The organism is Balneatrix alpica DSM 16621 (assembly GCF_000619885.1).
GTDB classification, from domain to species: domain Bacteria; phylum Pseudomonadota; class Gammaproteobacteria; order Pseudomonadales; family Balneatricaceae; genus Balneatrix; species Balneatrix alpica.
The window spans coordinates 350,055-374,038 of the sequence record NZ_JHUZ01000006.1; the positions used below are offsets into that span (position 1 = coordinate 350,055).

At 58.0% G+C, this 23,984-nt stretch carries 23 protein-coding genes; 8 read left to right on the forward strand and 15 right to left on the reverse strand.

Annotated elements, in window-relative coordinates; translation table 11 throughout:
- Nucleotides 1–99: 99 nt before the first annotated feature.
- Nucleotides 100–780, forward strand: coding sequence for a response regulator (locus Q334_RS0102205; protein WP_027311779.1), 681 nt, complete (start codon nucleotides 100–102; stop codon nucleotides 778–780).
- Nucleotides 777–2,078, forward strand: coding sequence for a sensor histidine kinase (locus tag Q334_RS17685; RefSeq protein WP_051527450.1), 1,302 nt, complete (start codon nucleotides 777–779; stop codon nucleotides 2,076–2,078). Before Q334_RS0102205 ends, Q334_RS17685 begins: the two co-directional genes overlap by 4 nt.
- On the opposite strand, the gene pyrC is transcribed toward Q334_RS17685, so the two are convergent.
- Nucleotides 2,075–3,112 carry a dihydroorotase gene (gene pyrC / locus Q334_RS0102215; protein WP_027311780.1) on the reverse strand — a complete coding sequence of 346 codons (1,038 nt, stop codon included), beginning with the start codon at nucleotides 3,110–3,112 and terminating at the stop codon, nucleotides 2,075–2,077. The two genes, Q334_RS17685 and pyrC, sit on opposite strands and share 4 nt — an antisense overlap.
- 77 nt (nucleotides 3,113–3,189) lie before the next feature.
- Here pyrC and Q334_RS0102220 point away from each other — a divergent pair, with 77 nt between their 5' ends.
- Nucleotides 3,190–3,453: a Rho-binding antiterminator gene (locus Q334_RS0102220; protein WP_027311781.1), complete on the forward strand. Its 264-nt coding sequence runs from the start codon at nucleotides 3,190–3,192 to the stop codon at nucleotides 3,451–3,453.
- On the opposite strand, the gene Q334_RS0102225 is transcribed toward Q334_RS0102220, so the two are convergent.
- The 8 genes from Q334_RS0102225 to Q334_RS0102260 all read right to left on the reverse strand — a co-directional run bounded on the left by Q334_RS0102225 (nucleotide 3,450) and on the right by Q334_RS0102260 (nucleotide 10,201).
- Nucleotides 3,450–4,190, reverse strand: coding sequence for an SDR family NAD(P)-dependent oxidoreductase (locus Q334_RS0102225; RefSeq protein ID WP_027311782.1), 741 nt, complete (start codon nucleotides 4,188–4,190; stop codon nucleotides 3,450–3,452). The genes Q334_RS0102220 and Q334_RS0102225 overlap by 4 nt on opposite strands.
- A 64-nt stretch (nucleotides 4,191–4,254) precedes the next feature.
- A complete protein-coding gene (locus Q334_RS17690) occupies nucleotides 4,255–4,800 on the reverse strand; it encodes a cyclic nucleotide-binding domain-containing protein (protein WP_081414300.1) in 546 nt (181 codons plus the stop codon).
- Nucleotides 4,801–4,855: 55 nt separating this feature from the next.
- Nucleotides 4,856–5,734, reverse strand: coding sequence for a substrate-binding periplasmic protein (locus Q334_RS0102235; protein ID WP_027311783.1), 879 nt, complete (start codon nucleotides 5,732–5,734; stop codon nucleotides 4,856–4,858).
- A gap of 144 nt (nucleotides 5,735–5,878) precedes the next feature.
- The gene (dgcA, locus tag Q334_RS0102240; protein ID WP_027311784.1) at nucleotides 5,879–6,865 is read right to left on the reverse strand and encodes an N-acetyl-D-Glu racemase DgcA; all 987 of its coding nucleotides are present in this window, start codon (nucleotides 6,863–6,865) and stop codon (nucleotides 5,879–5,881) included.
- The gene (gene dgcN / locus Q334_RS0102245; protein ID WP_027311785.1) at nucleotides 6,858–7,874 is read right to left on the reverse strand and encodes an N-acetyltransferase DgcN; all 1,017 of its coding nucleotides are present in this window, start codon (nucleotides 7,872–7,874) and stop codon (nucleotides 6,858–6,860) included. Before dgcN ends, dgcA begins: the two co-directional genes overlap by 8 nt.
- 112 nt (nucleotides 7,875–7,986) lie before the next feature.
- Nucleotides 7,987–8,664 (reverse strand): ABC transporter permease, encoded by a 678-nt coding sequence (locus tag Q334_RS0102250; RefSeq protein ID WP_027311786.1) that lies wholly within the window; start codon nucleotides 8,662–8,664, stop codon nucleotides 7,987–7,989.
- Nucleotides 8,665–8,687: 23 nt separating this feature from the next.
- Nucleotides 8,688–9,404 (reverse strand): ABC transporter permease, encoded by a 717-nt coding sequence (locus Q334_RS0102255; RefSeq protein ID WP_027311787.1) that lies wholly within the window; start codon nucleotides 9,402–9,404, stop codon nucleotides 8,688–8,690.
- Nucleotides 9,405–9,415: 11 nt separating this feature from the next.
- Nucleotides 9,416–10,201 carry an ABC transporter substrate-binding protein gene (locus tag Q334_RS0102260; RefSeq protein ID WP_035460516.1) on the reverse strand — a complete coding sequence of 262 codons (786 nt, stop codon included), beginning with the start codon at nucleotides 10,199–10,201 and terminating at the stop codon, nucleotides 9,416–9,418.
- Between the two features lie 208 nt (nucleotides 10,202–10,409).
- Between Q334_RS0102260 and Q334_RS17695 the strand changes: the two genes are divergently transcribed.
- Nucleotides 10,410–11,402, forward strand: coding sequence for a LysR family transcriptional regulator (locus tag Q334_RS17695; protein WP_051527452.1), 993 nt, complete (start codon nucleotides 10,410–10,412; stop codon nucleotides 11,400–11,402).
- Here the strand turns inward: Q334_RS17695 and Q334_RS0102270 are convergent.
- Nucleotides 11,367–12,065, reverse strand: a complete 699-nt coding sequence (locus Q334_RS0102270; protein WP_027311789.1) for a type 2 periplasmic-binding domain-containing protein — start codon at nucleotides 12,063–12,065, stop codon at nucleotides 11,367–11,369. The genes Q334_RS17695 and Q334_RS0102270 overlap by 36 nt on opposite strands.
- A gap of 113 nt (nucleotides 12,066–12,178) precedes the next feature.
- The gene (locus tag Q334_RS0102275; RefSeq protein WP_027311790.1) at nucleotides 12,179–12,865 is read right to left on the reverse strand and encodes a flagellin; all 687 of its coding nucleotides are present in this window, start codon (nucleotides 12,863–12,865) and stop codon (nucleotides 12,179–12,181) included.
- A 211-nt stretch (nucleotides 12,866–13,076) separates the two neighbouring features.
- On the opposite strand from Q334_RS0102275, the gene Q334_RS0102280 reads away from it, so the two are divergent.
- Together Q334_RS0102280 and Q334_RS0102285 are read left to right on the forward strand one after the other, a co-directional pair.
- Entirely contained in the window at nucleotides 13,077–16,172 is a 3,096-nt protein-coding gene (locus tag Q334_RS0102280) for a CHASE domain-containing protein (protein WP_027311791.1), read from the forward strand.
- Nucleotide 16,173: 1 nt separating this feature from the next.
- Entirely contained in the window at nucleotides 16,174–16,650 is a 477-nt protein-coding gene (locus tag Q334_RS0102285) for a DUF1499 domain-containing protein (protein WP_027311792.1), read from the forward strand.
- Between the two features lie 34 nt (nucleotides 16,651–16,684).
- Here Q334_RS0102285 and Q334_RS0102290 read toward each other — a convergent pair whose 3' ends face one another.
- Entirely contained in the window at nucleotides 16,685–17,125 is a 441-nt protein-coding gene (locus Q334_RS0102290; RefSeq protein WP_027311793.1) for a thermonuclease family protein, read from the reverse strand.
- A gap of 227 nt (nucleotides 17,126–17,352) precedes the next feature.
- Here Q334_RS0102290 and Q334_RS0102295 point away from each other — a divergent pair, with 227 nt between their 5' ends.
- Nucleotides 17,353–18,540: an MFS transporter gene (locus Q334_RS0102295; RefSeq protein ID WP_027311794.1), complete on the forward strand. Its 1,188-nt coding sequence runs from the start codon at nucleotides 17,353–17,355 to the stop codon at nucleotides 18,538–18,540.
- Here Q334_RS0102295 and Q334_RS0102300 read toward each other — a convergent pair.
- From Q334_RS0102300 to Q334_RS17700, 3 genes are read right to left on the reverse strand one after another with little or no spacing between them, the layout of a single operon-like run.
- Nucleotides 18,537–21,095: a PAS-domain containing protein gene (locus Q334_RS0102300; protein WP_035460518.1), complete on the reverse strand. Its 2,559-nt coding sequence runs from the start codon at nucleotides 21,093–21,095 to the stop codon at nucleotides 18,537–18,539. The genes Q334_RS0102295 and Q334_RS0102300 overlap by 4 nt on opposite strands.
- Complete coding sequence (locus Q334_RS0102305) at nucleotides 21,095–21,820, reverse strand: response regulator (RefSeq protein WP_035460520.1); 726 nt, start codon at nucleotides 21,818–21,820, stop codon at nucleotides 21,095–21,097. The genes Q334_RS0102300 and Q334_RS0102305 overlap by 1 nt, the downstream gene beginning before the upstream one ends.
- 1 nt (nucleotide 21,821) lies before the next feature.
- Nucleotides 21,822–22,751 carry a substrate-binding domain-containing protein gene (locus Q334_RS17700; RefSeq protein ID WP_035460528.1) on the reverse strand — a complete coding sequence of 310 codons (930 nt, stop codon included), beginning with the start codon at nucleotides 22,749–22,751 and terminating at the stop codon, nucleotides 21,822–21,824.
- Between the two features lie 164 nt (nucleotides 22,752–22,915).
- On the opposite strand from Q334_RS17700, the gene Q334_RS0102315 reads away from it, so the two are divergent.
- Nucleotides 22,916–23,935 (forward strand): sugar ABC transporter substrate-binding protein, encoded by a 1,020-nt coding sequence (locus Q334_RS0102315; RefSeq protein ID WP_211249473.1) that lies wholly within the window; start codon nucleotides 22,916–22,918, stop codon nucleotides 23,933–23,935.
- Nucleotides 23,936–23,984: the final 49 nt, after the last annotated feature.

Genomic DNA, 23,984 nt, shown 5'->3' on the forward strand with positions numbered 1-23,984 from the left:
CGGAACTTACCCCAAACTTGCCGCAAGATTACCCTTTGGCAATCTTGCCCGCGGCCTGGTGGCAATTCAGTACACTCAGCACCAAGAAGGAGGAAGGTTATGCGTCTGGTGTTAGTCGAGGATGACGCCACCATTGCCCGCTTTATTGCGCAGGGCATGCAAGAGCAGGGGTGGCAGGTTGAGTGTTTTGCCAATGGACTCGAGGCCTGGCAGTTCATGCGTCATGGTGAATTTGATCTGGCTATTCTCGATATCATGTTGCCGGGGCTGGATGGCCTTAGCCTGTTGCAACGTCTGCGTGGTCAGGGCTTGCGTCAGCCGCTGCTGTTACTCAGTGCCAGGGCGCAATTGGAGCAGCGGGTCGAGGGCCTGGAAGCCGGGGCGGATGACTACCTGATCAAGCCTTTTGCCCTTTCTGAATTGCAGGCCAGGGTGCAGGCGTTGTGGCGGCGGCGTCTTGAGCAACCCCTGTTGTCGCGTTTACAGCTGGCGGATTTGGAGCTGGATCTGGTGCGCAAGACCGTGCTGCGTGGTGGCGAGCGGATACATCTGCAACCTAAAGAGCTGGCACTACTGGAATATATGCTGCGCAACGTGGGGCGGGTGTTGTCCAAAACGCAAATCCTGCAGCAGGTCTATGATCTGCATTTCGATCCGCAAACCAATGTGGTGGATGTGTTGGTTTGCCGCTTGCGCAGTAAGATCGACCGCGATCACCCCCTGAAATTACTCCATACCCTGCGTGGTTTGGGTTACGTGCTGCGTGAGGAAGAAGCATGAAACAAGCTCCGACCTATCGGCAAACGCTGGTGCGCATCTTGGGTGTTTATGCGCTGGCTCTGTTGTTGGTGGGCGCGGGGGTAGCCGGGTTAATGGAATGGCTGCAACAGCGTACGCTATTACAGTATGAGCAAGGACGGTTACAGGAGTTGGGCGCCAATTATCAGCGTATTTTGCAGCATTCGGGGGCGGACAAGCTGAAGGTGGTGCTGGAGCGTGACCAAAGCTTTTTAGAGCATGAGCAGTACCAACTGCGCTGGTGGGATGAGCAGGGTCAGGTGCTGTTTGCCTTTTGGCCCCAGGCGGCTGAGCCACTTTACTACCTTGACTATCCCTTGCCCAGTGGGCGCTTGGAGTTAGGGCGCCTAAGGCATTCGGCCCAGGCTCAGTTGGTATCGAATCGTTGGTGGTTGTTGGGGGGAATGCTGGCCTTGGCGCTGGCGAGTCTGGGGCTCTGTGGCTGGTTACTGTTACGGCTGTTATTACCGCTGGATGCCCTGGCGTTAACCCTGCAGTCGATTTTGGCGCAGGGGCTGCAACAGCGTCCTGCCCTGCCCCAGCACAAGGGCGCGTTGGGGCAGTTGGTGCAGCTGTTCGATACCATGTTGGATCAGTTGCAGCGCCTGATAACCGGGATGAAAAGCTCCCTGGATGGCATTGCCCATGATCTGCGTACCCCGTTAACCCGGATGCGCCTGGCGACCGAGCAGGCATTATCCCAGCAAGATCCGCAACAATGGCGCCATGCCTTGGAAGACTGTGCCCTGGAACGGGAACAGTTGGAGCAGTGCCTGAATACCCTGTTGGATATTGCCAAGGCGGAGGCTGGCTTGCTGTTAAAAACGCAGCCCGTGGCCTTGCACCAGCAATTGGCTCAGCTGGTTGAGCTGTATGGACTGTCGGCGGAGCAGCAACAGATAGAGTTGCAGGTGGATCTGCAACCACTCTGGGTGGAGGGAGATGCCGGATGCTTGCAGCGGGTATGGGGTAACTTGCTCGATAATGCTCTTAAACATACCCCGCCCCAGGGGGTGATCCAGCTGCAGCTCAGGCAGCAGGAGGATCAGGTTCAGGTTGTTATCCGCGATAGTGGTGAAGGTATTGCCACAGCGGATTTGCCGCATATTTTTGAGCGCCTTTATCGTGCGGATAAAAGTCGCAGTAGCGCGGGGATGGGCCTGGGCTTGAGCCTGGTGAAAGCCTTGGTCGAGGCCCATCATGGCCAGATTAGGGTGGAGTCGCAGCTGGGGCAGGGCAGCTGCTTTTGCATTACCCTGCCCAGATGGAAAGGGGCTTAAGCCAACAGCTTCCAGCGCAGGGTTTCACCGGCCCGCAGCGGGACGATGGTGTCGCTGCCAAACTCCATTTCCGCTGGCACCTGCCAGCTTTGTTTGACCAGGGTAACCTGCTCCTGGTTACGCGGAAGGCCATAAAAGTCGGGGCCAAAGTGACTGGCGAAGCCTTCCAGCTTATCCAGTGCCCCCAGGTCTTCAAAAATCTCCGCGTAGAGTTCAATTGCCGCATAGGCGGTAAAGCAGCCGGCGCAACCGCAGGCGGATTCTTTGGCGCCTTTGGCATGGGGGGCGGAGTCGGTGCCAAGGAAGAACTTGCTGCTAGCGCTGATCGCCGCCTGCTGCAGGGCTTGCTGATGGATGTTGCGCTTCAGCACCGGCAGGCAGAACAGATGGGGGCGAATGCCACCCACCAGCATGTGGTTACGGTTGTATTGCAGGTGTTGCACGGTGATGGTGGCGCCGACATTGCTGCCCTGGCTGTTGACGAAGGCGACGGCATCGGCCGTGGTGATGTGTTCCACCACCATTTTCAGCTTGGGATGGCGCGCCATCAGCGGGGCCAGTACTTCGTCGAGGAACTGCTTTTCCCGGTCAAAAATATCGACATGGTTATGGGTAACTTCCCCGTGTACCAGTAGTGGCATACCCAGCTCGCTTAAGGCGGCGCAGATGGCATCCAGCTTGCCCAGATCCGTCAGGCCGGAGTCGGAGTTGGTCGTGGCGCCAGCGGGGTAGAGTTTCACCGCCACCACCTGGCCCGTGGCCTGGGCGGCGGCCAGCATCTCCGGGGTGGTGTTGTCGGTGAGATAGAGCACCATTAAGGGCTCAAAGGCTACCCCTGCGGGCACTTCCGCCAGAATGCGTTGGCGATAGGCCAGCGCCTGTTCGGCATTCATCACCGGCGGTTTCAGGTTTGGCATGATGATTGCCCGTCCCATTTGCCGGGCGGTGGCGGGAACGGTATGAGCCAGGGCGGCACCGTCACGCAAATGTAAGTGCCAGTCATCGGGGCGGGTCAGAACTAAAGAGTCAGTCATGCCAGTATCCAGCTTGGGTATGGGAGAGTTGGGCGTTAGATTATAACGACAGCCTGAGCCAACTGACAGGAGGCATGATGTCAACCTACCAACCCCTCGATTGCGATTTGCATGACTACCTGGAAATTGCCTGCCTGTTTCATTATCAGCTATTGATCGAATTGACCGATGGCAGTCGCCTGCAGGCACTGCCTTTGACGACCCGCACCGCGTCGGATCAGTGCGAGTACCTGGAGGTGGAGACGGCGCAGGGGCGGCAGTCATTGCGTCTGGATCAACTACTGGCGATTACGCCGGTGGCGGAGCAGGCCCGCTTTGGGCGCATCCTGTTGCAGCCTTAATGATTCACCAGGCGTAGCCCCAGTTGCGGCCACAGGTTGGCCAGCCAGGGGGTGAGCTTGGCTTTACCCAGGTAAATCTCTTCCTGTTCGGCCTCCACGGCCTTGAGTAAGGCGCTGGCGACCTGCTCGGCACTCCAGGCGGACTGGTGTTGGGGGAGACCCTGGGGATGGAAGCCAGTGCGCACCAATGGCAATAACGCTTCATGGACACGTAGCCGACTGTCGCGGCAGGCCCAGCGCAGGCTCTGGCTATAGGAATGCAGGGCCGCCTTGGCCGCGCAGTAAAAGGGCTGCTCTGCCCGGGGCAGGTGTACCAGGCCGGAGGTGATATTGATAATGCGTGCCTGTGCTTGCTGTTGCAGCAGGGGTAGCAGCGCCTGACTGAGCATCACCGCTGCCTGAAAATTGAGGCTGAGGTCATCCGCCAGTGCCTGTTGCCAGTTGGCATCGGGCTGGGCCAGCTTAAGCAGACTTTTCGCGCCGGCATTGTTGATCAGCCAGTTGAGGTTGGGGTGTGCCTGTTTGATTTGGGCGGCCAAGTGCAGACAGGCCTCGGGGTCACGTAAATCACAGCGATAGGGGATGAGATTCGGGTTGCCTTGGCTGGCGCTGGCCAGTTTGGCCGGATCACGACCACAGATCAGTACCTGGTGTTGTTGGCTGAGGCGTTTGGCCAGGGCCAGGCCGATCCCCTCGCTGCCGCCAGTAATCAGGATGGTGTGTGCGGAAATGGACATAGGAGCCTCCTTGAAGATGAAGGCTCAGTGTGGGCGGCGAGACGGCTACGGGCATTAACCTGGGTTAAGCGCTGCTGGTGCGTAGGCGCTGGCGAATGCGGGAAAGGGCAACTTCAGTAATCCCCAGATAAGAGGCGATATGGTAGTTGGCAATTTGCTCCGCTACCTCGGCATGTTCCTGTAGAAATTGTTGATAACGCTCACTGGCGGAGCGCAGGAGAAAGTCGGCTTCCCGCTGCTCTTTGCGTAGTGCCAGCTGCTGCAACAGACGCAGTTGCAAGGTCTGCCAGTCAGAGTGGCTGGCCGCCAGTTGTTGCAGTCCGGCGCCCTGTAACAGATAGGCTCGACAGGGTTGCAGGGCCTGAATATGAAAGGGGGCAGGCTGGTTGGCGAGCAGGGTACTGAGACTGCCCAGTAAGTGGCCGGGCAAGGCGAAGGATTTATTAAACTCTTTGCCGGCCGGGGTGAGGTAGTAAAAGCGCACCAGGCCCTCCATCAGCAGCCACAGCCTGGGTTGTTGTTCTCCGGTGTGCAGTAAATGCTGATCACGCTGATAGTGGCAGGGCTGCCACAGGGGGGCAGCAGCCTGCCAGGCAGGCAGAGAGGGGATGGTGTTGCAGTTGCTGCCAGTCTTGTTCGTTCATGCCGGGGTCTAAGTATTGCGGTTAAGGGGGTAAGGAAAGTCGTTTGCTTACTATAGCGGAACCGGGAGGATGGGGGTGTAGACCTGAACCATGTAGAGGCAGGTAGCGATGGTAAATGGCATCGACCAAGCCACTGCGTTGCAACCTTTGCAGTTGTTGGTTGATCTGTTCGATGAGCCATTCCCCCCTTGGGGAGGCCTTACTGACGAGCAGATGGAAGTCGGTGACCGGCATTCCCTCCACCGCTAAATAACGAATATCTTCACTGATTTGGTAGAGCCCGGCAGGTTCGCCGCCGAGCACGGGCTCCAGCGTCCCCATGAAAAAGTCACAGTGGCGGGCAGACAGCATCAGTAGTGCCTGGTGATTGGAGCCAGGGCTGTAGTCCCACTCTGGCTTAATCCCGGTTTGATAGAACATATCGTAGTTATAGCCATGGATGCCGCACAGCCGATAGGTATTGAAGTCACTGGGTTGCTTGATATCCGGCGGCTGGGGAAAGCGGCGGGGGGAGGAAAAGGCACCCTGATGGACGCGATAGAGCGGTAGGCTGGCGTAGCTGTAGCTGAGACGTTTTTGATTGGTGGAGGCATTGCTGACGACTTCAAAGTTGCCGTTACGATCAAAGTGTTCTACCTCATAGAGGCAGCGTTTCCAGGGCAGCAATTGCAGGCGGTAATTGAGACCGAGGTTGGTGAAAATCTGCTTGAGCAGCTCGGTGGTGGCGCCGGTAATCTGGTTGGTGTGCTTCACCCCCAGGGTGCGCTGGTAATACACATAGGGTGGCCACTCGGCCGCATCATCGCAGATATTTACGGTTTGCTTCAGGTTGTCTGGCCCGGCCAGGGCCGGTGGGCTGAGTGCTAAGCAGCACAGCAACCATGGACAGCAGCGTCCCATATCAACTCCAAGCTAACCAGAGGTAGTTAGCACTTAGCGGGGATAGCTCTGTATGTAGTGCTGTGTCGCTATGAAATTCAACTTCTATTTATGTTGTTTTATGTAAAAAAGGCAGCGCCACCAGGGCGCTGCCACAAGCGTGGGTTAACCCCACAGAGCACTGTTAGCGGGATAAGCCAGACTTTGCTCATAACGCATGGGTTGTGGCCGATCCTCGGTTAAGAGCAAGGGGCCGTCGATATCCACATAGCGGGCCTGCTGGGCCAGCAGCAAGGCAGGTGCCATCGCCAGGGAGGTGCCCACATTGCAGCCCACCATCAGCTCGAACCCCAGGGCTTTGGCCTCTTTGGCCAGAGCCAGGGCTTCGGTCAGGCCACCGGCCTTGTCCAGCTTGATATTGACCAGATCATAGCGACCGACCAGGCTGGGCAGTGAGGAGCGATCCTGACAGGACTCGTCTGCGGTGACTGGAATCAGGCGCTCAATCTCCGCCAGGATGCCATCCTGACCGGGGGGGAAGGGTTGTTCGATCATTTCCACCCCGAGTTCCTTCATCTCCACCTGATAATGCTCAAACTGCGCTGGGGTCCAGCCCATGTTGGCGTCGATTACCAGGCGGCAACTGGGGGCGGCGGCACGCACCGCGGCGACCCGTTGCAAATCTCCTTCTTGCCCCAGTTTAAGCTTGAGCAGAGGGCGATGGCGGTTGGCTGCCGCCACCTCGGCCATGTGCTCAGGGGTGTGCAGTGACAGGGTGAAGACGGTGGTGACCGGTTGCGGTGGACGGGTCATCCCAGCCAGTTGCCACACCGGTTTGCCACTGCGCTTGGCTTCCAAATCCCACAGGGCGCAGTCCACTGCATTGCGGGCGCAGCCCGGTGGCAGTAGGCGGTACAGTTGTTCGCGGCTGACGCCGGCGGCCAATTGCGACTGCACCGCCTGTAACTGGGCAAGGATATCGGGGTAGCTGCTGTCATAGAGGGTGGCGTGTTCGCATTCGCCACGCCCCACCAGGCCTTGCTCATGAATCTCGACCACTACCACCTCGCCAAAGTGCATGGGCGGCAGGCTGGAAATGATAAAGGGCTCATGCAGTGGCCACTGCTCGGGGTAGATGCGTACTTCAGCCATGGCGCAGTCCTTCGACGATGGCCGCGACACCGGTGCGTACCGGATCAATCACAGGAACATCAAAGCGCTGCTGCACTTCGCTGATCAACTGCAGGGCTTCGGCTTCGCTATAGCGCGAGGTGTTGAGGGCGATGCCGCCTAGGCGCACCTTGGCATTGGTACGGCTGGCCAGACGCAGATTGATCTCGATGGTCTCCTCCAACGAGGGCACGTCGTAGCCGGGCATCATGTCCATTTCAACCCGTCCGGCTTCGTGGCAGACCACCAGGACATCGGCTTGGGAGCCGTGCAGCAGGCCGAGGCTCACCCCGGCATAGGCAGGGTGCAGCAAGGAACCCTGGCCTTCGATCACATCCCAGTGCTCGTCATGGGCTGCGGCAGGGGCCAGCAGCTCAACCGAGCCGGAAATAAAGTCGGACACCACGGCGTCCACGGAAATGCCCTGGCCGGCGATAAAGATGCCGGTCTGGCCGGTGGCACGGAAGGTGGCATCCATACCCTGGGCCTGCATTTCTTTGTGAATGGCCAGGGCGGTAAACATTTTGCCGACGCAGCAGTCGGTGCCTACGGTCAGCAGGCGCTTGCCGGTACGGGGCAGGCCGGTGCCGCAGGGCAGGTTGGCGGGGGGAGTGCGCACATCGTGAATCTTGCCTCCGGTACGTTGGGCGGTGGCGACAATGTCAGGTACATCGGTCAGGCGCAGGTGCAGGCCACTGGCGACATCCATGCCTGCTTCCAGCGCTTGGATGCAGACATCAATCCAGCTGGGGGGCAGAGAGTTGCCCATCGGTGCCAGGCCAATAATCAGGGTTTTGGCACCGGCGGCGGCTGCGGTGGCCACATCCATATCGGGCAGCCCCAGATCCGCTTTGGCCTCGGGGAAGCGCAACTGGCCCAGGCTGTTTTCCGGACGCCAGTGGGCGACACCCTTGGCGGTTTTGGCCATCAGCAAGTCTTCGGCATCGCCAACAAACAGCAGGTAGGGCGCTTTGATTTGATGAACGTTCATAGGAGATCCTCTTGCGTAAAATGAGTCAGGTTGCGTTCAGGGGTAGTGGTGGGCGGGCGGCAGGGGGCCTGCCGCACTCGGCCCAGGTTAAAAATCCGGGTGATGGCTGATCTCAGACGGGTGGTCGGTGTCGGCTTAAGCGCTTTTCAAAGCGTTGCCATAGCCAGATAAAGGCGTAGGTGATCAGCAGGTAGGCGAGTCCCGCCCACAGGTAAACACTGAGGTCAAAGCTGCTGGCAAACAGACGCCGGGTTTGTCCCATCACATCCAGCAGGGTGACGACACTGGCAATCGCACTGGCTTTCAGCAGCAGGATGATTTCATTGCCCAGTGCCGGCCAGGCAATACGGTAGGCATGGGGCAGAATGATGCGGCGTAACAACAGGCTCCAGCGCATGCCATAGGCCAGTCCTGCTTCGATTTCACCACGGGGTACGGCTTGCAGGCCGCCGCGTAGGATTTCGATCTGGTAAGCGGTGGAGTTGAGGGTGAAGGCCAGCACCGCGCAGTTAAAGGGATCACGGAAAAAGCCCCACAGCCCCAGTTGCTGTAACTCTGGCCGGAATTGGCCGCTGCCGTAATAGAGCAGGAACAATTGGGCCAGCAGTGGGGTGCCGCGGAAGAAGGAAATATACAACCGCAGTGGCCACTGCCAGGCTGGGCGGGCGTAGGCCCGCACTAATGCCAAAGGCAGGGCCAGACAGCTGGCCAGCACCACGGCGGTGCCGGTCAATTGCAGGGTCATGGCGGCGCCACTGAGCAGCTTCAGCAGATAAGGATGCCATTCCATCTTTTATGCTCCTTTGCTCATCATCAGTGCAGTGGACGTTGCCAGGGGGTGAGACGACGCTCTAACCGACCCAGGCCCCATTCGGATAACACACAGAGTGCCCAGTACAGCAGGCACACACTCAGGTAGAACAGGAAGGGCTGTTTGGTTGCCCCTACCGCTACCGAAGCCATGCGCATCAGATCATTGAGGGCAATCACCGAGACCAGGGCAGTATCCTTGAGCAGGTTCAGCCACAGGTTTCCCAGCCCCGGTAATGCCAGACGCAGCATCGGCGGGAATTCAACCAGCCAGAAGCTGAGACTGGCGCTCATCCCTAGCGCCCGGGCCGCTTCCCGTTGGCCTTTATCCAGGGCCTGATAAGCACCACGCAGCACCTCGGCGGCAAAGGCGGAGAACACCAGTGCCAGGGCCACGACCCCGGCGGCAAAGGGGCTGAGTTCGACAAAGCCAGACTCTGGATCAAGCCAACGCATCAGCGAGGTTAGCAATAAGGCCGCACCGTTATAGACCACGAACAGGGTCAGTAGCTCGGGGAGCCCGCGCAGGGTGCCGGTATAGAGCTTCGCCAGTTGGCGTAACCAGCCCTGCCGACTGACTGCCGCCAGGGCCAGTAACAGCCCTAATACCAGGCCAATGGGCAGGGTGGTGAGGGCCAGTGCCAGGGTGATTCCCAGTCCTCGCCCCAGTTCGTCCCCCCAGCCGCCATCGCCCCAGGACAGAATGGCCAATGCTTCCATCAGCAACTGCCTTATTTCAGGGTCAGGATATTAATGGGGAAGTACTTATCGTTAATGCGCTGGTAACTGCCATCAGCAATCACCGCGGCCAGCGCCTGGTTGAGCTGTTCACGCAGTTGGCTATCTTCCTTGCGTACCGCAATACCGACACCATCACCGACAAATTTGGGATCGGTAATCAGATCGCCAGCCAGTTCACAGCAGCCGCCATCCTGAGTCTGTTGGGTCCACATCAGCATCGGCAGTAAGTCACCGACCATCATATCCAGGCGGCCATTGGCCATATCCAGGTTGGCTTCATCCTGGGTGGGGTACAGGCGGACTTCCACATCGGGATAGTTGGCTAACAAAAATTCGGCCTGAGTGGTGGCGCTCTGCGCACCTATGACCTTGCCCGCCAGGGCAGCAGGTGAAAAATCGTCACGAATTTCGCCTTTGGGAATCACGAAACTCATCGCTGCTTTGTAATAGGGATCGGTGAAATCCACCTGTTCTTTGCGCTGCTCGGTAATAAACATGGAGGCCAGGATAAGGTCGTACTTACCGGCCAGCAGAGCGGGAATGATGCCATCCCAATCCTGGGCAACGAATTCACACTGGCGCTGCATTTTGGCGCACATGGCTTGGCCGATTTCGACGTCAAAGCCTTCCAGCTGACCATTACTGGCAACGTAGTTGAAGGGAGGGTAGGCCCCTTCGGTGCCGATACGTAGCACAGGCTCGGCCTGACTGAGGCTGGGCAACAGGGTGGCGGCACAGGCCAGGGAAAGTAACAGATGCTTGTTGTTATTGTGCATGACGATTCCTCTGTGTTGGCGCGATGGGATGAAAAGAAGGGGCCAGCGGGCCGGCCCCAAGGCTTTCTGATCGGTGACAACCAGGAAAGCTGGGCATCCATCGGGAGGGGAATTCCTCCTGCACAGAGTGTCTTTTTTGCCTATGTATTTAGCAAATGAATTGTATGTATATTATGCATAGCACACAGCTATGTATGGAGGCCTCAACATGGCGAGTACCCAGCAGCTATTACGCAATCTGGATTGGAACCTGCTTTACACCTATGTGGTGATTGTCGATGAAGGTAGCATCACCGCTGCGGCCAGACGCTTACACCTGTCGCAACCGAGTATCAGTAACGCTTTAAAGCGCTTGGAAGCCCATTTGGGTATTCGTCTGATTGAGCGTAAAAAAGGCAGCTTTGCCCTGACCTATCAGGGCCAGCAGCTGTATGAAGAGTGTGCCGCTGCCTGCCGTATTCTTGAGCGTTTGTTGGGGCGCTTTGCCGATACCCAGGAGCTGCAAGGGGAGCTGCGGATTCAGGTGGCCAGCCATGCGCATTGCCCACCGCTGGATGCCACCCTGGGCCTGTTCCATCAGCGTTATCCGCAGGTCAGCTTTGATATTAAGGCGGTGCCCAGTGTGGAGATTTTGGCCCAGGTGGCGGCGGGGCAAGCGGATATCGGCATAGGCACAGTGCAAAAACCCCATGGCAGCCTGGCCTTTGCCTTGCTCGGACATGAGCAGATGGGCTTGTACTGTGGGCGGGCGCATCCTCTGTATGGTCGCCATGACCTGACCCCTGCCGATTTACGCGGCTTGGATTATGTGGCCTTTGAGAGTGAGCAACCCAAAGAGGGGCTGCAATCGGTGGCGCGTTTGCGTGCCGAGCTGGACATCTCCGGCTATTTGGTGGCGGTTTCCCCCAATGAGGAGGAGGTGCTGCGTCTGATTCGGGCCGGTGTCGGTTATGGTGCTCTGACCCTGGATACCGCTAAGCCTTTATTAGCCAGCGGCGAACTCTGGCAACTGCCTCCCTACCGTGACTTGCCCACCATTGATGTGCATTTGATCACCTCTACCCAGAATCCTCTAAGCCCTGCTGCCCAGGCTTTTGTCAGCCTGTTGCAGGAGCAGGCACAACAGCATTTGCGGCAGCGCTATTTTTGCCAGGGAGAGGCCGGGCTAAGGAGTGAGCAGGATGGCGGGGCTGCCTGCTGAGCTTTCCTCTATGCCAGCGGGCTGGGCCGCCTGCTGTTTAAGCTGGCGAATGGCGGCACTTAAGGGCTCGACTAAGGCTTGATGACGTGGGTGTAGATAGTGGTAGAGGGTTGGCTGGTCAATGATTAACAGATGAAGCCGGGGAAAGCTGGAGCGTTGTTGTAACTGTAAAGCATATTCATAGGGTAAAACGGCAACTTGGCTACGCCCTATGCGCAAACGTTCCAGAGCTAAGTCAGGGTGAGAGAGGTACTCAGCACGGGCGCCAAGGCGCAATTCTGAATACAAAAAGCCGCGGATGCAGTCCACCTTGAGGCCATACAAGTCTTCCCAGCGACTCACTGCTAAATCAGGATTGAGGCTAAGTACGGCAATTTTGAGGGGGCCGAGAGGCTCCGGCACCTTGATCAGTTCGGGATAGTTGTTACCGACCTCTTCTACTCTGGCCATTTCAGCATCGATATTGCCATTGTTGACCTCCCATATTGAGCGCCTGGGTGGTAAGACAATGACTTCAATATCAATGTTTAGCATGGCATAGGCTCGTTCCACCAAGCTACGTACGGGATGTCTGGTATCAAAGGCAGGGGGAATAGCAATGCGTAATGCGGCGATGGCATTCACACTAAAAAACAGACTGCACAGCATCAGCAAGGGGCGCATTGCGATACCAAGGCAATAAGGGAATATGCTGACCATGAGGTTCAGCAGGCTGAGAAACAAGGGCGGCAGCCGGAAGGCTGCCGCAAGGGAGGCAGAGCGAGAAGGGGAGGTGCTTAAATCAGGGTATCGATTAGCAGCCCTTGTTGTTGTTGGCGACTTTGTTCCACCCGTAGCGAACTTTGCAGTAACACATCGTTGGCAGAGCGTTCGCTACTGGCTTGCGCGTAGTCGGTTTCTTCTACCCGTTGCCGGGACGCTGCGGTGTTAACCGCCACCAGTTCATAAGTATTGGCCTGACGTTGCAGAGTATTGGACTCGGCGCCTAAGCGGGTCGCTTCATTGTTCACTGTATCCGCCGCGCTATTAAGAGTAGCCAGGCTGGTATCGGGGTCGCCGGCATTGAGGCCGGATAAAAAATTATCCTGACCCAGGGCTTCTTTAGCGATCACGTTGACGGTTTCACTCACTGCATCAAGCTCCTGCTGGATCGCATTGGAGCCGGCATAGAGGGGATTGCCTGCCTGCACCAACAGCTCCTGGGCCCGTACCAGGTTCTCACTGATGGCGTTCAACCGGCCTTCCTGAATACTGTTGAGATTACGCTGATCCAGGGCGTTATTGGCGCGGCCCTTGGCTTCTACTTCCGTGGTAGAGAGACGACCGGCAATCTGTAGACCGGCAGCGTCATCGGCAGCGCGATTAATCCGCTTGCCGGAGGCAAGCTTTTGCTGCAGCTGCTCTTGTTGCTGCTGCAAACTACTGAGCAAGCTGGAACTGTTCGAGGAGGTGGAGTTAATCATATCGGGCCTCGGTGCAATCTCGGCAAAGGAGCATTCTCGACAAATTTCAGGCTATGGCAGCAGTGTACACCCTAATCTGGTGCTGGTCATTCCTTGATCATTTATGGGGCTGTAGGTCTGCACTTGCAAGTTGTTGTGCTTAACTCTATGGAACATGGGCGAGTTTAGCAGTGATGGGTGCTAGTCGGACTAAAGGAGGGTCGGGACGGGCATGGAGCATCGGGTAATTCTTCAGGGTTGGCGGTTGATCGCAGCGATTTTGCTCTTGGCGTTAGCCTATTTCGTTGGTGCCAGGTTGGGGCTGTTGCTGGCGATTCCCCCTGGTTTTGCTACGGCAGTATGGCCACCCGCCGGGATTGCCTTGGCGGCACTGCTATATGGTGGCAAGCGTTTAGCCTGGGGGATTTTGCTCGGCTCGCTGGCGGCTAACCTCTATGTTGCCTCACTAAATTTAGGTGAGGGAGCATGGCACGGGCAGGCGTTATGGTTGGCGTTAGGTATTGCGATGGGCTCCACCTTGCAGGGGGTGGTAGCGGTTTATTTGATTGAGCGAGTGAACGGCAACCATTGGTCACTGTTAAAACTGCGGGCCATGCTGGGGGTGATGCTGTTGGGTGGGCCCGTTGCCTGCATGATCTCTGCCTCCAACGGTAATCTGATGCTGTGGTGGATAGGACTGCTAAGCGCGGATGAGTTAAGCAACAGCTGGTTAACCTGGTGGTTGGGGGATAGTTTGGGGGTATTTGTTTTTACCCCGATTATCCTGTTGTGGTTATTGCCTAAACAGACTCTGCTGGCACGCACCAAGGGTTTACTCAGTCTGCCGCTGTTATTGGTGTTTTTAATTGTGGTGAGCCTCTATGGCTGGATGAAGCAGCAAGAGGAGCAACGCCTGGGGCAGACTCTGCAACTGGCGGTCAATACGATTCAAGCACAGCTGAGTACCCAGCTGGCCCGCTATAACCAGGCGCTGTATAGCCTGCGTGGTCTGTTTGTGGCGTCGGAAGAAGTCACCCATGACGAATTTGAGCGTTTTGCCCGTAATCTGCATGTCTCCCTCCCAGGAGTGCAGGCGGTGGAGTGGGTACCCCAGGTGACCCATGAAGAGCGACAAGAATGGGAACGCCGTGCTCGTCGAGCAGGTTTCAGTGGCTTTAGCTTCACTGACTTGCAGGGGGATGGAGTCGTACCTGCCAGTGAGCGGCCGCAATATTTTCCCGTGTATTACCTGTCCCCTGTGGCGGGTAATGAAGAAGCCCTGGGATTTGATCTGTTCACCAACCATAACCGGAGAGAGGCGATTGAGCGGGCATTGGCCTACGGTACCTTAGTCGCCACTGATCCCCTGCGCTTGGTGCAGAGTGATAAGCCGGAATGGAGCTTCTTGCTGATGCTATCGGTGGAAGCCAGTCGTCAGCAGCTGGTACTGGCGGTGCTGCGGGTAAGCGATATGCTGGCTCCGATAGAACGCAGTTTGGCCCAGCGCCCAATTCACTTATGGCTAGAGGATAACGCCTCGCGGATTCAGTTTTTCTCCTGGCCCCAGCAACGTAGTAAACCTGCTAGCCAACTGTTGCCGATGGGAGGGATGTATCACCAGAGTCTGGTGTTTGGTGATCGTACCCTCAATATCAGTGCTGTGCTGGATCCCAAATACATTGCAGTACAGATGCGAGAGCGTATCTGGCCCCTGCTGACGTTTGGCTTTTTGGGGATCGGAGTGCTGTCGGTGATGATTTTGATGCTGGCCGAACGTCAGCACCTCAGTGAACAGGAGGCGCTACTGCGTACCCGTGAACTGCGGCAAGAACGGTTGTTTGCCGAGCGGGTACTGGATAGCTTGCCGTTGATGCTGGTGGTGAAAGACATGGAGTCTGGCCGTTACCTGCGCATGAACCGCACCGCCCGGCACTGGCTTAACTTGGCGCCAGAGCAGATGGAGCAACACCTGCATGATCGTGATCTGTTTGGCAGTGGAATGGAACATGTGCGCGAGCTGGAGCAGCGCAGCCGGGATTTACAGGGTGAAGTGTTGGTGAGCACGGAACGCTTGGCCCTGCCACGGGGCGAGCGTTGGTTGCATTCCCACCGGCAGTGGATGCGGGATGGTGAGCAACAGCAGCATATGATGGTGTGGCTGGCGGAGGATGTGACCCAGGCGCAGGAGCAGCGCCAATTGATGTTGACCCTGGTGGATGCCTTGCCGATGGCGGTGGTGATTATTGACGCCTATGGCCGGGTACTGTTTGCCAATGCCAAGAGCCTGGGGCTCTTTGGTTATGCTGAACCCAGCATGCGCCAGCTGTTCTTCGAAACCTTGCTGCCCCCCCGTTACCGTGACCTCTACATGAGCTGGCGCCAGTTGTTTTTTCAGCAGCGTAAACAGGGGGGAGAGGAGCGCTTTCTGGAAGGGCTGCATGCCAAGGGGCATAGCTTCCCCCTGGAGTTGTTTGCCATTCCGATCAACTGGGAAGGCCGTGACTGCGCACTGTTACTGCTGCAGGATCGCTCTGAGCGTGAACACTTGCAGCTAAGCTTGCGTGAAACAGAAGGTCGTCTGCGTACTCTGGCGGAAAATCTGCCTGGGGTAATTTGGATGGCGAAGCCGCAGCTGCAACAGTTTATCTATGTTAATCAACAGTTTGAGTCGATCTGGGGTACCCCCAGTCAGCATCTGCTGAGTAATCCGGCACTCTTTTGGCAAGCGGTGCATCCAGAAGACTTGCCGCGGGTGCAAGATGTGTTGCAGCAACCCCAGCCAGAGCGTTGGCATCTCGAATATCGTATCCATGATGCCTGGGGACGGATGCGTCATATTCGCGATGTTGGGCGTGCCTGTGTCAACGAAAAGGGGCAATTGGAATACCTGATCGGCATTGCCACGGATATTTCGGCGGATGTGAAGCTAAAAGAGGAATTACGCCGTAAAGATCAGTGGAATGAGCTCATTCTGGCCAATATTGGCGAGGGTATTTATGGCTTGGATAGTGAAGGCCACTGCACCTTCGTCAATCAGGTCGCCTGCACTCTGTTAGGCTACCAAGAGCAGGAGTTGCTGGGGCAGCCGATGCATGAGTTGATCCACTATCAGCATGCTGACGGTCGCCCGTTTCCGGCTCAGGCTTGTCCGATCTATGCAGCCTTCACTGAAGGCTTTAAGCATGTGGTGCGGGATGATGTATTTTGGTGCCGTGATGGGCGTGAACTCAAAGTAAACTATGTCAGCACCCCGATCATGCAGGATGATCAATGCATAGGTGCGGTGGTGGTATTTAGTGAAGCCGAATTGGATAAGGGAACTGTCTGAAATGAGTTGGGGTAAACGTATTTTGCTCGGATTAGTGGCGTTATTGGGTGTGGTACTGGTGGTGTTGCTACTGCGATTTTGGTGGTTGGCGATGGACTCCCGCCAAGGTCAGGCGATGGGGCTAGACAGTGCTGGCGAGTTACAGGCCTGCCCCAACAAACCTAATTGTGTGCTTTCCACAGCAACGGATGCTAGCCATATTGCTCCCCTGCCGCTGCAACAGGATGTCAGTGCCAGCTGGGTACGCCTGCAGCAACTCATCCAGGCCCAGGGTGGTGAGCTGAAGCGGGTTGAGGAGGATTACCTGGCAGCGGAGTTTCAGTCTGCCCTGTTTGGTTTTGTTGATGATCTGGAGGCGAAGCTGGATGCCAGCAATGGAGTGATTCAGCTGCGTTCCGCCTCGCGGGTGGGCTATAGCGACCTGGGAGTCAACCGCAAACGAATTGAGGCCATCCGGCAACAGTGGCGAATGGAATAAGGGCCCTATTACTGCAAGAAAACCAGAATCAGCACTAAGAGCGGCACCAGCCCGCCTTGCTGCCGCCATCATAGCGACGGGCCAACCCCTGACGTACCAATTCCTCACCGAGGTTGCGTCCGTCCACATAGACTTCCGCCAGCAGGCGGAAGTACTTATCCCGCTCAATTTTCTTTAATTTGATTTCCCGCGCCTGGCGCAGAGCCGCCACCGTGAACTGCTTGGCAGCACGAGCTTGGCGCTTTTCCTCTTCACATTGTCCGCGCAGCTCAGGGGTATCAATACCACGGATGCGAACCGGAATGCGTTCACCGACCACGGATGGCCAATTGTGAATGCTGACCCTGAAGGTATCGCCGTCATAAATGCTGCTGATTTCACTTACCAATACATCACCATAATCGGCGCGAACCAACAGAGGCAGCAGGCACAGCGCGAATAGGCCAAGCCGTAGCCAAGGGAGTGCAAACTGCATAATTGCTACTCTAATGCTTTGAAAGAAAAGCAATTTTAAGGATGCGAGTGGTGGTGCTCAAGGGGGATGGCAGGCTGCCAGGCGAAAAGTGAGACGCAGTGTGGGGATGTCCTTGACCTTTATCCCAGGGTTAGGCGGATCACAACAACGATCAATTCCCTAGACTTTCCCCCAGGGGGAATGTATTAGATTTTCTTCATGTATCACGCTATCGGGCAGGATGACTGATGAACGCCAATGTTTACCTACTCTCGCTATGCCAAGCTCTGCTGACTACGGGCAATATCCTGTTGGTGGCGGTGACCGCCCTGGTTGGACAAAGCCTGAGCCCTGTGCCAGAGCTGGCGACCCTGCCGGTGGCGACGCAATTTATCGGCCTGATGCTGACCACTATTCCTGCTTCCTTGATTATGGCCAGAGTGGGGCGTAAACGAGGCTTTGTACTGGGCACCAGTCTGGGGGTGAGTGGTGCGCTGCTAGCCTGGCTGGGGCTGGAGTGGCAGCAGTTTTACCTGTTTTGTTTGGCCACCTGGCTGATCGGTATCGGTCTGGGATTTGGCACCCTGTATCGCTTTGCCGTGTTGGAGGTATGTGAGCCGGCGGCGAAAAACCGTGCCCTGTCATTACTGATGGCCTCCGGTGTGCTGGCGGCCATATTGGGCCCGAATCTAGCCATTCTCAGTCAAAAATACTGGCCGGGTGGCAGTTATCAGGGGGCCTTTATCGGCCTGCTGGGGCTCTATCTGTTGGCCTTGGTGTTACTGGCCTGGGTCAAGGTGCCTAGCGCGAAGGCGGCGGAACGTTATCAGGGCCGCAGTGTGCTGGGTTTGCTGGCCCAGCCAATGTTTGCGGTGGCGGTGCTGGCCGGGATGACCAGCTACGGGGTGATGGTGTTGGTGATGACCGCTACCCCCTTGGCGATGCAGGCCTGTGGTTTTAGCTTCAGTGACTCCACCCAGGTGATTCAGTGGCATGTTCTGGCGATGTTTGCCCCGGCCTTTATTACCGGCCGCCTGCTGGATAAATGGGGGGTCTTAGCTGTCACTCTGCTGGGTTGTGTGGGTCTGTTGGCCGCCGTGTTGCTGAATTTGCATGGGCAAAGCTATCTGCATTTTGTGCTGGCGTTGGTACTGCTGGGGGTGGGCTGGAACTTTATGTTTATCGGCGCCACCCGCCTGTTGACGCAATGCTATCAGGAGCAGGAGAAAGCCAAGGCCCAGGCTTTGAATGAGTTTATGGTGTTCTCCATGGTGACTCTGGCCTCCTTCGCTTCTGGTTGGCTGGAAAGCACCCTCGGCTGGTGGGGAGTGAATGCCTGGATGTTGCCAATTCTGTTAGTGAGTTTGGCGGCCATGCTGTTTGGTGGCTATTGGCATAGTCGCCAACAGGCGCAGTTGGCGGCCAAACTGGGTTAGTGAGGTGGCGGTGCCAGGGTGGCTAAGGCCTGTTGCAGTTGCGCCAGACTAAAGGGTTTGCACAGCAGGGGTGTGTCTGCGGGCAGGCCATAGCGCTGGCGTAACAGGGCCAGCGGCAGACCGGAGCTGAGCAGGATCTGCACTTGTGGATGCTGTTGTTGGCAGTGCTGGGCTAACTCAATGCCGGTGCGACCTTGGCCGAGGTTGATATCGGATAACAGGATCTCAATGGGAGGATGTTGGCACAGCCGTGCCATCGCCTGCTCGGCCTGGGCGACCGCCTCCACCTCCTGCCCCAGGTGTTGCAGCATCGCCTCACTGGCGCTGCGTACCTGGGCATCATCCTCCACTAACAGTACCCGTCTGCTGGCGAGGGCGGGTAAGACTGGCTGCTCCCACTCCGTGGCAGGGGTCGTGGTGCTGTCCGTCAGCCGGGGCAGCCAGATATCGATACGGGTGCCGCTATCGGCTTCGGCGTAGCGGCTGTGGATGCGCAGGTCGCCCCCGGATTGTTTGACGAAACCGTACACCATGCTAAGCCCCAGACCACTGCCCTGTCCGACCGCCTTGGTGGTGAAAAAGGGTTCCAGAACTCGCTCTAACAGGGCTGGCGCAATGCCTTCGCCTTGATCTTCGACACTGAGGAGTACGCCGGCTTGCCCTTGCTGCTGTTGCCAGCGGCTACGCAACCTGAGCTGCCCTCCTTGCGGCATGGCGGCGCTGGCATTGAGGGCCAGGTTAAGCAGGCTGTGCTCCAGTTGGCCGGGGTCTATGCCAATCCAGCTGGGCTGGGGGGAAAGCTCCAATTGAATCTGTACTTTTTCCCCCACTGAGTACTCCAGGAGATCCAGCAGCCCTTCGATCAACTCCTCCAGACAAACCCGCTGTGGTTGCAGCTGTTGTCGCCGGGCAAAGGCCAGGAGCCGCTGCACCAGGGCGGAGCCGCGCTCGGCGGCGGCCAGTGCCCGTTCCGAATAGCGCTGGACCCGAGGGGGCTGGGGTTGCCCCAGCAGCACTTGCAGGTTGCCAATGATGGCCGCCAGCAGGTTGTTGAAGTCATGGGCGATGCCGCCGGTGAGCTGGCCCAGGGTTTCCATTTTCTGCGCCTGACGTAGCTGGGATTCGATGGCTTTACGTTCGCTGAGATCGGCGTAGAGGGTCACAAAGCCGCCATCGGGCATGGGGCGGCTGCGGAATTCCAGCACCCGGCCATCCCCATAGGCACGCTCAAAACGCTGGGGCAGGGCCAGGCGGCGCTGGTTCACTTCTTCCATATTCAGCGGCTGGTTATCCAGACTGAGGTTGCGATGGGGTTCGGCGTTGATCAGCGCCTGCACTTCCTGCAGCGGCATGCCGGGGTAGAGTTGTTCGGGACGGAGTTTAAACAGGCTGAGATATTGGGGATTCCAGGCCAGCAGACGCTGTTGCCGATCGAACACGCTGAGGCCGTCGTTGATATTGGCAAAGATGGTTTCCAGCAGGCGACTCTGTTGTTGCAGGTCGGCGCTGGTGGCTTCCAGTTGCAGGGTATTTTGCCGGAACACCTGAAAAGCACGGGCCAGGTCGCCAATTTCATCGCGGCGGTCAATGGCGGGGATGCGGGTATGGGTGTGGCCTTGGGCCAGGGCGGTCATGGCGGCGGTCACACTGGCCAGCCGTTGCCCCAGCCGCCAGCTGATCGCTGCGCCTAATAACAGTGCAGCCAGGCTGAGCAGGGAGAAGACCAGCAGTTGCTGGCGACTGCGTTGGGCACTCTGTTGCAGCTGTTGTTGCTGGGCGAGGATGCGCCCTTGCAGGGTGCTGACAAACTCCTGCACCCGGGCCGAGAGCTGCTCCGACTGGGCCCGCAGGGCCGCCAACAGGTAGGTTTTACGGGCCAAGGCCTGGGTTTGCTGCTGACGCAGTTGCACCAGCGCCTGGCCGATTTGCTCCAGTTGTTGCAGGCGTGGTGGTTGGGCTCCTGGTTGTTCCAGCAGCACCAGCAGGCGTTGTTGGCGTTGTTGCCACTGGCTCAGCAATTGTTCGGGCTCGGCCTTGAGCAGGCTGGCAATCGGCTCAATCTGCTGGCTGAAGGCATTCAGCCAGGGCTGCTGCAGACGTTGCTCGTGACTGGGCTCCAGTTGTTGCAGGCGGAAGCGGTATTGCAGGCCATCTTCGCGCAGGAACAGCTCGGCTTTGGTCAGGCGGATCAGTTCATCCAGGCTGGCGGCCAGTTGTTGTAGTAAGGGGGGTAACGCCGGGGCAATTTCCGGATGCTGTAGCTGGGTGGCCAGTTGTTGCAGCTCGGCGATGCCATCGTATAGCGCCTGACTCTCCCGCTGCAGTTGAAAGGGGGCTACCGCCTCCGCCACATAGGGGGCGAGGGCGGCCAGTCGTGCACTGCGCTCGGCCAGGGTGAGGGAGGTGGAAATATCCGGCAGCAGTTCGGTTTGCAGGCGGGCGAGGGTGGCCTCACTGCGTTGCAGACCGAGCCAGCCGACCCAGGCCAGCACCAGGGTGCCAAGGGCGATGGCCGTGAGGGCCAGCAACAGCCGGGCGCGGGCGGAATGCAGCATCAGCCCTGGCTCACCTGGGCACTAAAGACATAGCCCAGACCGCGCTCGGTGCGGATCAGGCTGGGCTGGCGCGGATTGGGTTCAATTTTGCGGCGCAGACGCAGGATCAGCACATCGATGGTGCGGTCAAAGACTTCGGTGTAATCCCCCCGACTGAGTTCGAGCAGCTGATCCCGGCTGAGCACCCGATTCGGCGCGCGTACCAGCACCTCCAGCAGGTTGAACTCGGCGAAGGTCAGCTCCACCTTGCTGCCATCACTGCGGTAGAGCTGGCGCTCGGTGAGATCCAGCACCCAATCGGCAAAGCACAGGCGCTCATGGCTGTGCAGGTCTTCTTTACGTGCCACCGGGGCACTGAGTTCAGTGCTACGGCGCAGTAAGGCGCGCAGGCGGGCGAGCAATTCCCGTACGTTAAAGGGTTTCATAATGAAGTCATCGGCGGCCATTTCCAGGCCGAGGATGCGATCGGTCTCGTCGCCCTTGCCGGTGAGCATCACGATGGGGATGGCGGATTGCTGACGCAGGCGCTTGGCCAATTGCAGGCCATCTTCCTTGCCCAGGCGCAGGTCGAGGATCACCAGGGCAAAGGCCTGGTTGTGTAATGCCTGAAACATGGCCTCGCCATGGGCGGCGCAGCAGACGCTAAAGCCCTGCTCTTCCAACAGGTCCTGCAGCAGCTCGCGCATGCTCTGTTCGTCGTCCACCACCAGAATGCGGGCACTCATATCAGGGCTCCTGGGCAAACCAGCCAGGGGCCTGGCTGACATTGACGGGGGTGATGAGTTGGGCGGGAATGAGGATATTGGGCTCAGCCAGGAAGGCGCCGTTCAGCAGTGCCTGCCCCACCTCCACCGCAGTCACCGCAATACGCCCTGGGTACTGGGCGGCACTGCCGATTAAGAGCGAATCTCCTTCTGCCATCCGTGCCAGGGCACTGGGGGCGCCATCGACACTGCTGATGACAAAGGAGGTGCGACCGGATTGCAGGGCCGCCTGTTCTGCCCCCAGGGCGGTGGGGTCATTGGTGGTAAAGACCCCGTCAATCTGCGGGAAGGCGGTCAGCAGGGCGGTCATTTTCTCTAGCCCGCCCGCCTGGTTGCCGCCGGCATTGAGGTCACTGGAAAGCAATTCAAGCTGGGGGTATTGGCTTAGCACTTGCTGACACCCCTGGACTCGCTCCAGCACCGAGGACACCGGTGGGCCATTGATGATGGCGATCTTACCCTGGCCACCGAGCTGTTCGGCCAGGGCCTGACAGGCCAATTCCCCTGCCTGCAGGTTGTCGGTGGTGACACTGGCATCGGCGCCTTTGGCTTTGACATCCACTGCGATCACGATAATCCCCGCTTGTTGGGCGGCGCGGATACTGGGTTCGATCGCTTCTTCATCGGCGGCGGCGACCAAAATCAGCTCTACGCCGGCAGCAATAAACTGCTGTAACTGTTGCTGCTGACGCTGCAGATCATAGGCGCTGGAGCTGACATAGACCCGCACCTGGGGACCGCCGAGTTGCTTGGCCCGTTGTTCGGCCCGGCGCGCCAGTTCCACAAAAAACGGATTGCCCATGTCTGACACGCTAATGCCGACTGCATTCAGGGGGGCGGCCCAGCTTGGCAGGGGCAGGCAGAGCAGCATAAGCACAAGCCGTAGCAGCATGCCGGTACTCCTTATTTTTAGGTTCCATGATGGCATAACGGGGATGGGTCAATATTACAAAAATTACAAGCAGCGGGTTGGGCTGAAATTTTCTGTTAGTCGGCAGGGAGTTTGATCCTCTGAGCGGCCGCTGTCTGGCATCCGCCCACTAAGAGGAGAACATGATGAATAACAACAAAACCCTGTTAGCCCTGACCCTGAGTGCCTGTCTGGCCAGCCCCCTGGCCCTGGCGGAGACCCCCCTGATTGGTCTGATCACCAAGACCAACACCAACCCCTTCTTCGTCAAAATGCGTGAAGGTGCCGAACAGAAAGCCAAGGAGATGGGGGTTGAACTGCGCTCCTTTGCCGGTCGCTACGATGGTGACAATGAGTCCCAGGTGCAGGCCATTGAAAACCTGGTGGCGGCGGGTGCCAAGGGCATCCTGTTAACCCCCAGCGATACTCAGGCCATTGTGCCGGCGGTGGAAAAAGCCCGCCAGGCCGGGGTGTTAGTGATTGCGCTGGATACGCCGCTGAGTCCTGCTAGCGCCGCCGATGCCACCTTTGCCACCGATAACTTTGCCGCCGGTTATTACATCGGACAGTGGGCGAAAGCCAGCCTGGGTGACAAGGCCGCTGAGGCCAAGATTGCCATGCTGGATCTAAATGCCAGCCAGGTCACGGTGGATGTGGCCCGCGATCAGGGTTTCCTGGAAGGCTTTGGCATTGACCTGGGTAATCCCGGTTTGATTGGCGATGAGAATGATCCGCGCATTGTCGGCCATGAAGTGACCCAGGGGGCAGAAGAGGGCGGGCGTACCGCGATGGAAAAACTGCTGCAAAAAGACCCGGCGGTGAATGTGGTATACACCATCAATGAGCCGGCGGCAGCCGGTGCCTATGAGGCGCTGAAGGCGGTTGGGAGAGACAAAGAGGTGCTGATTGTCTCCGTCGATGGCGGCTGCCCTGGAGTGAAAAATGTGGCCGAAGGGGTCATAGGGGCAACCTCGATGCAGTTCCCCTTACGGATGGCCTCCCTCGGGGTGGAAGCCATCGTCGAGTATGCCAACTCCGGCAAAAAGCCTGAGCCCAGCCCAGGATTGGATTTCTTCGATACCGGTGTTGAGCTGATTACCGATCAAGCCGTTGAGGGTCTGCCCTCCAAGACAGCAAGTGAAGGCCTGCAGCAGTGCTGGGGTTAATCTGAGTGATTACGGGGGCACCCGGTTCACCGGGGCCTCCGCCTGATGT